The sequence below is a fragment of the Pelomicrobium sp. genome (assembly GCF_036803785.1).
Taxonomy (GTDB): Bacteria; Pseudomonadota; Gammaproteobacteria; order Burkholderiales; family UBA6910; genus Pelomicrobium.
The window spans coordinates 1-10,790 of sequence record NZ_DAIRTR010000102.1; the positions used below are offsets into that span (position 1 = coordinate 1).

10 protein-coding genes, 1 tRNA gene and 1 pseudogene are annotated in these 10,790 nt (G+C 64.7%); 6 read left to right on the forward strand and 6 right to left on the reverse strand.

Features of this window, described 5'->3' with window-relative positions:
* Both chrA and V7Q81_RS11630 read right to left on the reverse strand, forming a co-directional pair.
* Window positions 1-915, reverse strand: a 915-nt coding sequence (chrA, locus tag V7Q81_RS11625; RefSeq protein ID WP_333843450.1) for a chromate efflux transporter, incomplete at its 3' end; no start/stop codon positions are given.
* A gap of 113 nt (window positions 916-1,028) precedes the next feature.
* Window positions 1,029-2,039, reverse strand: a pseudogene (locus V7Q81_RS11630) (GTP-binding protein).
* A gap of 244 nt (window positions 2,040-2,283) precedes the next feature.
* Between V7Q81_RS11630 and V7Q81_RS11635 the strand changes: the two are divergent.
* The gene (locus tag V7Q81_RS11635) at window positions 2,284-2,967 is read left to right on the forward strand and encodes a response regulator transcription factor (protein WP_333843452.1); all 684 of its coding nucleotides are present in this window, start codon (window positions 2,284-2,286) and stop codon (window positions 2,965-2,967) included.
* On the opposite strand, the gene V7Q81_RS11640 is transcribed toward V7Q81_RS11635, so the two are convergent.
* Window positions 2,964-3,554, reverse strand: coding sequence for a CBS domain-containing protein (locus V7Q81_RS11640; protein WP_333843454.1), 591 nt, complete (start codon window positions 3,552-3,554; stop codon window positions 2,964-2,966). The two genes, V7Q81_RS11635 and V7Q81_RS11640, sit on opposite strands and share 4 nt — an antisense overlap.
* Window positions 3,555-3,861: 307 nt before the next feature.
* Here V7Q81_RS11640 and V7Q81_RS11645 point away from each other — a divergent pair, with 307 nt between their 5' ends.
* Together V7Q81_RS11645 and V7Q81_RS11650 are read left to right on the forward strand one after the other, a co-directional pair.
* A complete protein-coding gene (locus V7Q81_RS11645; RefSeq protein WP_333840476.1) occupies window positions 3,862-4,050 on the forward strand; it encodes a hypothetical protein in 189 nt (62 codons plus the stop codon).
* Window positions 4,051-4,154: 104 nt separating this feature from the next.
* Complete coding sequence (locus V7Q81_RS11650) at window positions 4,155-5,225, forward strand: ketopantoate reductase family protein (protein WP_333843456.1); 1,071 nt, start codon at window positions 4,155-4,157, stop codon at window positions 5,223-5,225.
* 1 nt (window position 5,226) lies between these two features.
* On the opposite strand, the gene V7Q81_RS11655 is transcribed toward V7Q81_RS11650, so the two are convergent.
* Window positions 5,227-6,870: an electron transfer flavoprotein-ubiquinone oxidoreductase gene (locus V7Q81_RS11655; protein ID WP_333843458.1), complete on the reverse strand. Its 1,644-nt coding sequence runs from the start codon at window positions 6,868-6,870 to the stop codon at window positions 5,227-5,229.
* Window positions 6,871-6,950: 80 nt separating this feature from the next.
* Between V7Q81_RS11655 and V7Q81_RS11660 the strand changes: the two genes are divergently transcribed.
* The gene (locus V7Q81_RS11660; RefSeq protein WP_333843459.1) at window positions 6,951-7,358 is read left to right on the forward strand and encodes an acyl-CoA thioesterase; all 408 of its coding nucleotides are present in this window, start codon (window positions 6,951-6,953) and stop codon (window positions 7,356-7,358) included.
* A 44-nt stretch (window positions 7,359-7,402) separates the two neighbouring features.
* Here V7Q81_RS11660 and V7Q81_RS11665 read toward each other — a convergent pair whose 3' ends face one another.
* Together V7Q81_RS11665 and V7Q81_RS11670 are read right to left on the reverse strand one after the other, a co-directional pair.
* The gene (locus V7Q81_RS11665; RefSeq protein WP_333843463.1) at window positions 7,403-8,164 is read right to left on the reverse strand and encodes an SDR family NAD(P)-dependent oxidoreductase; all 762 of its coding nucleotides are present in this window, start codon (window positions 8,162-8,164) and stop codon (window positions 7,403-7,405) included.
* A gap of 32 nt (window positions 8,165-8,196) precedes the next feature.
* On the reverse strand, window positions 8,197-9,030 hold the full coding sequence (locus V7Q81_RS11670) for a squalene/phytoene synthase family protein (protein WP_333843464.1): 834 nt from the start codon (window positions 9,028-9,030) through the stop codon (window positions 8,197-8,199).
* A gap of 143 nt (window positions 9,031-9,173) precedes the next feature.
* Here V7Q81_RS11670 and V7Q81_RS11675 point away from each other — a divergent pair.
* Window positions 9,174-9,258, forward strand: a tRNA-Leu gene (locus V7Q81_RS11675).
* A 142-nt stretch (window positions 9,259-9,400) separates the two neighbouring features.
* Entirely contained in the window at window positions 9,401-10,702 is a 1,302-nt protein-coding gene (gene tig, locus V7Q81_RS11680) for a trigger factor (protein ID WP_333843465.1), read from the forward strand.
* Window positions 10,703-10,790 lie beyond the last annotated feature (88 nt).

The following is a 10,790-nucleotide window of genomic DNA, read 5'->3' on the forward strand; positions in this document are numbered from 1 at the left end:
TCCCCCGGCCCACCCGCCGCCCAGGGGCTCCATCAGGGCGCCCAAGTAAGCGGCAAAGGTGAACAGGGGGCCGGGAATGGCTTGTGCAGCCCCGTAGCCCGCCAGGAACTCGTCCGTGGTGACCCAGCCGGGCGGCACCACTTGGGATTGAAGCAGGGGCAGCATCACATGCCCGCCGCCGAAAACCAGGGATCCGGTGCGGTAGAAGCTGTCGACGATGGCGAGGACCGGTGTCCCGGTGGCCGCCGCTGCGAGCGGCAGCCCCCCGAGCAGCAAGAAGAAGGCGGCGAGGTTTGCGGCGGCAAACCCCCGGCTCCCAAGCATGGGCATCTCCCCCGGGCCCTGGGTCTCGGACGGCTTGCACAGCAGCCAGCCGGCGAGACCACTGCCCAGGAGGGCGCCGATCTGCCCCAAGGCGGTGGGGATCACCAGCACCACCCCGGTGGCGGCAACGGCCAGGGTGAGACGCTCCCGATCGGGGCAGAGGACTCGGGCCATGCCCCAGACCGCCTGGGCCACTACGGCCACCGCCACTACCTTGAGGCCGTGTAGCCAGCCGCTACCCAGCGCCTTCTGGTAGTGCTCCACGCCGTAGGCGAAGGCCAACATGAGGAGGGCCGAAGGAAGCGTAAATCCCACCCAAGCCGCGAGTGCGCCGGGAACGCCGGCCTTAATGAGGCCGATGCCGAGCCCCACCTGGCTACTGGCCGGCCCGGGGAGGAACTGGCACAGGGCCACCAGGTCGGCGTAGCTGCGCTCGTCGATCCACCGCCGCCGCATCACGAACTCGTCGCGGAAATAGCCCAGATGGGCGACAGGGCCGCCGAAAGAGGTGAGGCCCAGCTTGAGAAAGGCCCAAAACACTTCAGTGCGGGAGGCGGGCCGCACGGGCGCTGGAGAACCGGGAACATCCATTTGTCGTTCTCGACGGAGGGTGCCGCCTCGATTATGCCCGCAGCCCGCCCCGGGGGCGAAACGGGCCCCTTGTCGCCGGGTGAGGTACGGTGCCCGGAGATGAGGTCACTGGGTCATGAGGCGAACATGCGTTCGGCCTTGCGGCCGGCGCGTTTGCGCCCGTGCGCCTGGAGGAGGCGCTTGCGGATGCGGATCGACCTGGGGGTGATTTCCGCCAACGCATCCTCCTCGATGAATTCCACCGCGTACTCCAGGGTGAGGGGAACGGGCGAGGTGAGGACGAGGTTTTCGCCTTTGCCGGCGGCACGGATATTGGTGAGCTTTTTCTCCTTGATGGAGTTGACCACCAAGTCATTGTCCCGGGCGTGCATGCCGATCACCATTGCCTCGTAGACCTGAGCGCCGGGCTTGACGAACAGCCGCTCCCGCTCCTACAAGTTGAAGAGGGCGTAAGCCACCGCCGCGCCGTTTTCCCGGGACACCAGCACGCCATTGCGCCGGCCCGGCAGATCAGCCTTCATGGGACGGTAGCCATCGAACACGTGACTCATGAGGTCCGCCGCCCCGGGGGTTGAGAAGCTCGCTCTGGAAGCCGATCAGGCCTTGGGTGGGAATCTGGTTTCGGCGCAGCGAGCGTTGGCCCAGCCCTGGAGAGCGGAAGCGTAAACTACGGGAAAGTCGAGCTGCTCCTCGCTCGCCCCCAGGGGGTCGAACAGCTCGAAGGTCCGGTTGACCACCCAGTCAGGGCGGGCACCCATCCGGTCCACCTTGTTTACCACCACGATGGGCTTGAGGCCCAGGCACAGGGCTTTGCGGGTGACAAACCGGGTCTGGGGCATGGGGCCCTCCACCGTGTCCACAGGAGTCGCACTCCATCCACCATGGAGAGCACCCGCTCCACTTCTCCGCCGAAATCCCGGTGACCGGGCGCATCCACGATGTTGGTGCGCACGCCCCGGTAATCTACCGGGGTTCTTGGCGAGGATGGTGATGCCCCGCTCTCGCTCGTTTGTGTCCATCACCCGTTCCTGCACCTGCGGGTGGGCAGCGAAGACACCTGCCTGATGAAGCAGTTTGCCCACCAGGGTGGTCTTGCCGTGGTCCACGTGGGCGATGAGGGCGATGTTTCAGACCGGGCGCGGAGAGGTCATTGGCGTGCCTTGCAAAAAGTACGAATTCTACTATGGCGGGCTCGTGGGGCTGAGGACGCGTTGCACCGGGCAAGGCGCGCTGGGCGAAGGCGCGAACGACGGTAGGGTACATGAAGTCTAAAATTAAGAAAAAGGAATTTTCCCCCGCGTCCCATCAGGTGGCGCCAAGGGTAAGGCGCATGCCTAAAAGAGCAAGCGCGTGAGGGGGTGAAAAAGGATGGAACGGCCCCTCGGAGATTGCGCCGGTATGCCCGACGCTGGAAGGAGACTGCGCCTCCTGCTGGTGGAAAGCCAGACGCTCATGCGCGAGGGGCTCAGGCGGATCCTGTCGGACGCGCCCGACGTGGAAGTGGCCGCAGAGGCGAGCAGCGCCAGAATGGCACTCCGGCTGACGCGGGAGCGGGAGTGGGACGTGGTGCTCCTGGGCTTGCCCCTGGAAGATCGCCACGGGCTAGAAGTGCTCAAGGCGATCAGGGCCGAGAAGCCGAAGTTGCCAGTGCTGGTTTTGGGGGCTCAGCCCGAGGATTCGTTTGCGCTCTGCATGATCAAGGCGGGCGCAGCCGGCTACCTGACTAAAGCGTGCGAGTCGGCCCGCCTGCTGGAGGCGATCCGCAAGGTGGCCCGAGGCCGCAGGTACATCAGCGAGATCATGGCCGAAAGGCTGGCCCTGGCAAGCGGAATGAACGGCGCGCGGTTACCCCATGAGAAGCTCTCCCATCGGGAGCTGGAAGTGCTGTGCCGCATTGCCGGCGGTAAATCCCGGTCCCAGATCGCTCAGGAGCTTCATCTGAGCGTCAAGACCGTGGCCACTTACCGGGCGCGGCTTCTGGAAAAGATGGAGCTCAAGAGCAACGCCGAGTTGGTACGCTACGCGATCCAGCACGGACTGGTGAGAACCTAGGCCAGAGCCGCCTCCACTTCTGCGAAGCTGCGGGCGATTTCCGTGGTATGGATGGGCTCTCCCAGTTGCCGGGCGATCTGGGTGGCGGAGAACAAGCCCCGCAGCACGTCGTTGCCGTGCTCGTCCACTTCCGCCACCGCGGCGTGCTGGCGACCCACATGGCGCAGGGTAGCCACGATGTGCCCCACCTTGGCGACCCGCACATCGTCCATGTTGAGGACTTCCAGCTGGTCATGGGGAGTCATGATGTCCCGCACCCGGATTTCGTTCCGGGTACCACCATGGGACTGGATGAATTGCATCGGTTTCTCGCCCAGGATGTCGGTGGCGGTGATGATGCCCAGGAGATAATTGTTCACGTCCACCACCAGGAGTAGCCGCACCCCTCGCCGGATCATGACCCGGTTCGCATTATCGATGCTTGCCTCCGGGTCGATTGTGACGGCCACCACCTGCTTCAGGTCGGTCATCACATCCACCGCCGGGTCGTCCAGACTCACCCGGGGAGGCAGGTACTGCGTGGGACGAGCAAAAGTGGATTTCGCCTTCAAGTGACGCGAGGGCAGGGGCAGGTACTCCCGGGCCATCGTTTTCTCCTTTCCTCTTGGTGGTTGCTTGTGGGTGCATCGGTGCAGGAACGGCACGGTTTTATGGGCAGCCATCCCACTTTTTCATATTTGGACGAGGCTCGCCCCACGTCAAGGGTTGGTCTCTGATGACCGAATAAGCCTCTTTAATCCCTCTTAGATGAGGCCTGTCTAAACCATAAGAAAAAATGATAATAATGGTAATCTCTCGTTATACGTCTTGCGGTATCATATCTCGCGTGGCTTTTTCATATCGTGAAAGAGCGAGGGAACCCCGCGCCACGAGCGCGGCAGAAGGAGACCCACAATGAGCGCAGTGTTAAAGAGCCTCGAAGAGCGGCTCCCTCCGCCGGCCGAAGACCCGGAGTCCTTCGGCGACGCCTCCGGGGAGTACCGTGCCCTCGGCTGCTGGCGCCAAGAGCGCCATCCCCGCACCTGGCCAAGCCGCCTCGGGCGCGAGCCCCACGCCATCGAAAACCCCTTCGGCGATCTCTGAAACGGCGCCGGGGGCAACCCCTTTCTTTGGCCGTTTCGAGGGCGGGAGGCCTCTCGCAGCCGGAGTCGGAAGGGGTCGTATTTCCCTCTAGCCGTCTCCTACCCATGGGCGCGAGGCGCAAAATCCTCATCCTGGGGGCGTCCTACGGATCGCTTCTCGGCGTGAAGCTCGCCCTGGCAGGGCACGAAGTGGACCTGGTATGCCGGCCTGGCGAAGCGGAGCTGATCAACCGAGAGGGCGCCATTGTGCGCCTGCCGGTCAGGGGGCGCGACAAGCCGGTAGAGATCCATTCGAAAAAGCTGCCGGGCCGGGTGCGCGCCGGCGGCCCCGGGGCATTCGAACCGGCTGGCTACGATTTAACTGTCCTAGCCATGCAGGAGCCTCAGTACCGGGCTGCCGACGTGCGGGCACTTATGGAAGTGCTTGCCGAGTCCAAGGTGCCGTGCCTGTCCCTCATGAACATGCCGCCCCTGCCGTATCTTGCCCGCCTGCCGGGCATCGACGTCAACGCGTGCCGTCGCTGCTACACCGACGCCACGGTCTGGGATGGTTTCGCTCCCGCTCTGCTCACCCTGTGCAGCCCGGACCCCCAGGCGTTTCGACCCCCGAGTGAGCCGGGTAACGTGCTGCAGGTGACGCTGCCGACGAATTTCAAGGCGGCGCGTTTCGACTCCGAGGTCCACACCATCCGGTTGCGGGCGTTTGAGCGGGAGATCGAGGCAGCCCGGTTCGACGCGGACGGGCAGCGCATCGAGCTGCCGGTCAAGCTCAAGGTGTACGACTCCCTGTTCGTGCCCCTCGCCAAGTGGGCCATGTTGATCGCCGGTAACTACCGCTGCGTGACGAAGCAGGGGGTGCGTTCCATCCGAGAGGCCGTGCACGGCGACCTGGCGGCCTCGCGGGCGGTGTACGAGTGGGTGGTGAGGCTTTGCCTTGCCCTCGGCGCAGATGAAAAAGACATGGTACCGTTCGAAAAATACGCCCGCGCGGCCTTGTCCCTCGCGAGTCCCTCCGCCGCGGCGCGGGCCCTGGCTGCCGGCGCGACCGACATCGAGCGGGTGGACCGGCTAGTACAGGAAATCGCACGCCAAAAAGACATGCGCTGCGAGGTCCTCGACCGCATGGTTGCCCTGATCGACGAGCGGATCGAGGCGAACCGTAGGAAGGCCGCCTGACTCACATGTTGGGGTAGTTGGGCCCACCGCCCCCTTCGGGGGTTACCCACACGATGTTTTGAGTGGGGTCCTTGATGTCGCAGGTTTTGCAATGCACGCAGTTCGGGGCATTGATCTGGAGGCGCCAGCCGCCGGCTGCTGCGACGAACTCGTAGACTCCCGCCGGACAGTAGCGGCTCTCGGGCCCGTCGTAGAGGGCGAGGTTCACCTTGATCGGTATTTCCGGGTCCCGCAACTTCAAGTGGCAAGGTTGGTTTTCCTCGTGGTTGGTGTTGGAAAGATATACCGACGAGAGCCGGTCGAAGGTGAGCACCCCGTCGGGTTTCGGATAGGCGATGGGCGCGACCTCGGTCTTCTTCTTCAGGGTCTCGTGGTCCGCACGGGGGTGGTGCAGGGTCCATGGTGCCTTTCCACGAAAGAGGAGCTGGTCGATTCCGAACATGAGGGAGCCGAAGTAGAGGCCTTTGGACATCCAAGGCTTGAAGTTGCGGGCGCGATAAAGCTCCTCGTACAGCCAGCTCGAGCGGAAGGCCTCGGTATAGGCGGTGAGCTCCACTCCGGCCCGGTCGGCCTTCAAGGCCTCGAAGGCCGCTTCCGCTGCCAACATCCCCGATTTGATGGCTGCGTGGCTGCCCTTGATGCGGGAGGCGACGAGAAAGCCAGCGTCGTCGCCGATCAGGGCGCCGCCTGGAAAAGTGAGCTTGGGCAGGGACTGGAGCCCGCCGGCGGCGAGGGCCCGGGCACCGTAGGCAACGCGCTTGCCGCCCTCTAGGAAACTGCGGATCGACGGATGGGTCTTCCAGCGTTGCATTTCCTCGAAGGGGGAGAGATAAGGGTTGGAGTAGGACAGACCCACCACCAGCCCCAGGGACACAAGCCGATCGGCGTCGTGGTACATCCAGGAGCCGCCGTAGGTGTTCGGGTCCAGAGGCCAGCCGGCGGTGTGTACCACGAGCCCCGGCTGGTGCCGCTCGGGCTGCACCTCCCAGAGCTCCTTGATGCCGAGGCCGTAGACCTGGGGGTCCCGGCCGGCTCGGAGTTGAAAACGCTCCTCGAGCTGCCGGCCCAGATGGCCACGGCAACCTTCGGCGAAGAAGGTATATTTGGCGTGAAGCTCGATGCCCGGCTGGTAGCGGGACGTGGGACGGCCTTCCCTGTCGACTCCCAGGTCGCCGGTCACGACGCCTTTGACCCAGCCCTCATCGTTATAGAGTACTTCGGCCGCGGCGAAGCCGGTGAAGATCTCGACCCCTAGGAATTGCGCTTCCCGGGCAAGCCAGCGGCACACGTTGCCCAGGCTTACCACGTAGTTGCCCTGGTTCTTGAAGCAGGCGGGCAGGAGGGCATCGGGGACCTGCAGAGAGCCTTTTTCCGAGAGAAAAAGGAAGCGCTCCTCGCTAACCGGTACCGAAAGCGGCGCACCCTTGTCTTTCCAGTCAGGAATCAGCTCGGTCAGGGCCCGGGGGTCCATCACTGCGCCGGAGAGAATGTGCGCCCCCACCTCCGAGCCCTTTTCCAGCACGCACACCGAGACTTCATGGCCGCGGGCCAGAGCGAGTTGCCTGAGGCGTATGGCTGCGGCGAGCCCGGCCGGTCCAGCGCCGACAATCACCACGTCATAGGAAAGGCGGTCGCGCTCGGGCATGGGGGAGAAAATTTCAAGTTGGAGTTCGGCGGCCCATTATAATTCAGCCTTCCCGGATTATTGGCCGACCGGCGCAGCTCATGGAAAAGAAACGCAAGCTCATCTACATCGAGCGCATCCCGATCCGCTGGGGCGACATGGATGCGTACGGACACGTGAACAATACCGTCTATTTCCGTTTCATGGAGCAGGCGAGGGTGGGATGGATGCAGGAGCTCGGCCTAGATCTGGTGGCGCCAGCGCAGGGACCGGTCATCGTCACCGCGAGCTGCGCCTTCCTCAAGCAGCTCGATTACCCGGGCACGGTGGAGGTGCGCATGTACGCGGGCGAGCTGGGCCGCTCCAGCCTGATGTCCTATTACGAGCTGCGCCGGGAGGGGGAGGAGGAATTATGCGCCACCGGGGAGGCGAAAATCGTCTGGGCGGACCAGCGGGTGAGAAAGTCCATTCCTATCCCGCCCTCCATCCGTCGCCTGCTGGAGGCTTGAGGCGCGGACCATCGGGCAGCCGGCGGGGGTGGGGTTCCTGCTGCTCAATTCCCGCTGTCTGTCCCGGCCCAGCTGCAGTCGAAAACCTTTCCCGTGACGCCCCGGCTGTCGGGACCCATGAGGTAAAGGTACCAGGGCATCAGGTCCCCCGGGCCGGGAAGCCGCCGGCGATCTTCCCCCGGATGGGTGGCCAGTCGCTGGGGCGAGCGCACCGGACCGGGGATCACCGCGTTGATCCTGAGCTGGGGATGGAGTTCCCACTCTTCCGCCTGGATCTTTACCAGGGCTTCCACGCCGGCCTTGGACACGGCGAACGCTCCCCAGTAGGCCTTCGGGCGGTGGCCGTGGGTCTCGGAGGTCATGATCACCGAAGCGTCGGGGGCGGCCTTGAGCAGGGGGGCGCAGGCCCGGGTAATGGCGGCCGCCGCCGCCAGGTTGATCCGCAGGTGCCTGAGCCAGTGCTCCAGGGACTGGAGCTCGAGGGGGGCTGGGCGGTAGCGTTCCGCGGCGTTATGCAGGATGCCGTCCAGCCGGCCGAGCTGGTCCCCGATGGCCTGGGCCATGGCCCGGAACTCGAGCTCGCTTGCGCTCATGAGGTCGAGGGTGAACAGGGCCGGTTTCGGGTAGCCGGCCTGCTGGATCTCGTCGTACAGGGCGTTCAGTGGCGCTTCCCTGCGGCCGTGGAGGATGACCGTGGCGCCATGGGCGGCGAAGGCCAGGGCAGCCGCCCGCCCGAGACCATGGGCGGCGCCGGTGACCAAGATGACCCGGTTTTGGAGCAAGTCGGCGCTGGGCTGGTAATTCACGGGAAACATCAAGGAAAGACGGTCAGGAAAAGTCAGCCGAAGTTCCAGGTTCGCCAGGCGATCCAAAACTTCTTCAGGGGCGTAAGATCGATAAGGGCCGTGAGCACCTGGGCGGGATCCCCGCGGATCTCGTCCAACAGTGCGCGGCCGATGGCCGCTAGGGCGAGGGCCGGTCGCTGGGCGCGGCGATCGACCAAGGGAAGCTCGCCCAGCGCTTGGGTGTAGAGCTGGTCGCAGCGCTCGATCTGACGGCTCAGGAATTGGCCGATGCCGGCTTTGGCCGGAGGGGAGGCGAGCTCCCGGATGCTGATGCCGTGATCCGCCAGCTCATCCTCCGGGAGGGTCAGGCGGCCCCGGCGCGCTGCCGCCCCCACGTCTAGCACCAAGTCGGTCAGCTGAAGGGCGAAGCCCAGGTCGTGGGCAAACTTGAGGGTGCGCGGATCCCGGTAGCCGTAGACCTCCGCCGCCAGGACGGCCGGGGTGCTGCCCACGCGGTGGCAGTAGCGTTGGAGCGCTTTGAAGTCGGGAAAGCCTGCGGCGAGCAACGCTGACTCTACGCCGTCGATAATCGCTTGGAAAGCTTCCTGGGGGAAGGCGTAGTGGGTCGCCACCTGCGCCAGGGCTTGGGCCACCGGGTGCTGGGGCTTGCCTTGGAACGCTTGCAGGGTTTCCATGCGCCACCAGGCAAGCCGTGCCCGGGCGACGTCCGGGTCGGAGCAATCCCGTACCGCCTCCTGGCTCTCCCGGACGAAGGCATAGATGGCGGTGGCCGCCCGGCGCTTTTCCGGGGCCAGGAAGCGCAGACTGTAGTACAGGGCCGAACCCGGCCGAGCGGCTTTTTGAGCGCAATACTCGTCCGGTGTCATCGGGCAGTGTTGGATGGGGGCCAGATGGGAATGGAAGTGAGCCTGGCGCACCCGGTCCGATCGCTCAAAGCACTTCGAGCAACGGCACCTAGCGGCCGGGCCGGCTGACAGTAAACATGTAATTATATTACAATTGTTCAACTGCGAAAGTGGCGGAACTGGTAGACGCACCAGACTTAGGATCTGGCGCCGAAAGGCGTGAGAGTTCGAATCTCTCCTTTCGCACCAAAAGGAACGATCGCAAGCGATTCCCCGGCTTGCCGGGGGATTGAGCTTTTTTTGTTTTTCCAACCCGGCTTGGAGCAAGGGGCGGCAGACAGGTGCCGGGTGCGCTGCCTCGCCGTGAACCCCGACAGAGGTGGATGTAAGCATGCAGATTCAGCTGGAGAACCTGGGGGCGCTGAAGCGCCGCCTGGACGTGACGCTGCCCCGGTCGCAGATCGAGGCGGAAGTGGAAAGCCGGCTCAAGCGTATCGCCCGCACCGCCAAGATGCACGGCTTTCGCCCGGGAAAGATCCCGCTCAAGGTGATCGCCCAGACCTATGGGGCCCAGGTGCGCCAGGAAGTGCTGGGGGACGCTGTGCAGAAAAGCTTCGCCGAGGCGGTGCGCAGCCGCAACCTCAGAGTGGCGGGCTTCCCCCAGTTCGAGCCCCAACCCTCCCCGGAAAGCGACGCCGATTTTCACTATAGCGCCGTCTTCGAGGTCTATCCGGAGGTGCAGCTTGGAGACCTGAGCAGCGTCACCATCGAGCGGCCAGTCCATGAAGTCACCGAGGCCGACGTGGACCATACCATCGAGGTCCTACGCAAGCAGAGGACGAGCTTTGTCCCGGTGGCGCGGGGAGCGGCCCAGGGCGACCGGCTCACCCTTGACTTCCAGGGAACCCTGGATGGACAACCCTTCGAAGGCGGTCAGGGCCAGGGGGTCACGGTGATTCTGGGCGAGGGGCGGCTGCTACCGGCATTCGAGGAAAAACTCCTCTCCATGAAGGCGGGGCAGACCCAGCGCTTCGAGGTGGAGTTTCCGGAAGACGCCCGCTGGAAGGAAGTCGCCGGAAAAACAGTCACTTTCGAGGTGAGCGTGCACGCCGTGGAAGAACCCCGGCTCCCTCCGCTGGACGCCGACTTCGCCAAGGCGCTGGGGGTCGCAGACGGCGATCTGGACAAGATGCGCTCGGAAATCCGGGCCAACGTGGAACGGGAAGTGAAGCAACGCCTCCAGGCGCGGCTCAAGGAGCGGGTGATGGAGGCCCTCCTTGCCGCTGCCAGCCTGGAGCTTCCCCAAGCCCTGGTACAGGCCGAACAGCACCGGCTGGCTGAGGCCGCCCGCCGGGACCTGGAGGGCCGGGGCGTGCGGGTGCAGGGCGCGCCCCTGCCTCTGGAGATGTTCGCCGAGCAGGCTGAGCGCCGGGTGAAGCTAGGCTTGATTCTTGCTGAGCTGGTCAAGCGCCACGGTCTCCACGCCCGGCCGGAGCAGGTGCGGGCCATCGTGGAGGATTTCGCCCAGAGCTACGAGCGTCCGGAAGAGGTGGTGAAGTGGTACTATTCCAAACCGGAACGATTGAACGATGCCGAGGCTTTGGCGCTCGAAGAAAATGTGGTCCGGTGGGTACTGGCCCAAGCGAAGGTAGTGGACCAACCGGTTAGCTTCGACGAACTGACGGGGAAGTGAGGGTATGTCGGACGTACGCGTAATGGAACCGCAAGCCCTGGGGCTGATCCCGATGGTCATCGAGACCAGCGGGCGGGGGGAGCGGGCC

What these genes read in the sequence shown, in the direction of transcription:
- V7Q81_RS11635 (WP_333843452.1), top strand. Translation starts at nt 2,284, where the DNA reads ATGGAACGGCCCCTCGGAGATTGCGCCGGTATGCCCGACGCTGGAAGG.
- V7Q81_RS11640 (WP_333843454.1), bottom strand. Translation starts at nt 3,554, where the DNA reads ATGGCCCGGGAGTACCTGCCCCTGCCCTCGCGTCACTTGAAGGCGAAA.
- V7Q81_RS11645 (WP_333840476.1), top strand. Translation starts at nt 3,862, where the DNA reads ATGAGCGCAGTGTTAAAGAGCCTCGAAGAGCGGCTCCCTCCGCCGGCC.
- V7Q81_RS11650 (WP_333843456.1), top strand. Translation starts at nt 4,155, where the DNA reads ATGGGCGCGAGGCGCAAAATCCTCATCCTGGGGGCGTCCTACGGATCG.
- V7Q81_RS11655 (WP_333843458.1), bottom strand. Translation starts at nt 6,870, where the DNA reads ATGCCCGAGCGCGACCGCCTTTCCTATGACGTGGTGATTGTCGGCGCT.
- V7Q81_RS11660 (WP_333843459.1), top strand. Translation starts at nt 6,951, where the DNA reads ATGGAAAAGAAACGCAAGCTCATCTACATCGAGCGCATCCCGATCCGC.
- V7Q81_RS11670 (WP_333843464.1), bottom strand. Translation starts at nt 9,030, where the DNA reads ATGACACCGGACGAGTATTGCGCTCAAAAAGCCGCTCGGCCGGGTTCG.
- tig (WP_333843465.1), top strand. Translation starts at nt 9,401, where the DNA reads ATGCAGATTCAGCTGGAGAACCTGGGGGCGCTGAAGCGCCGCCTGGAC.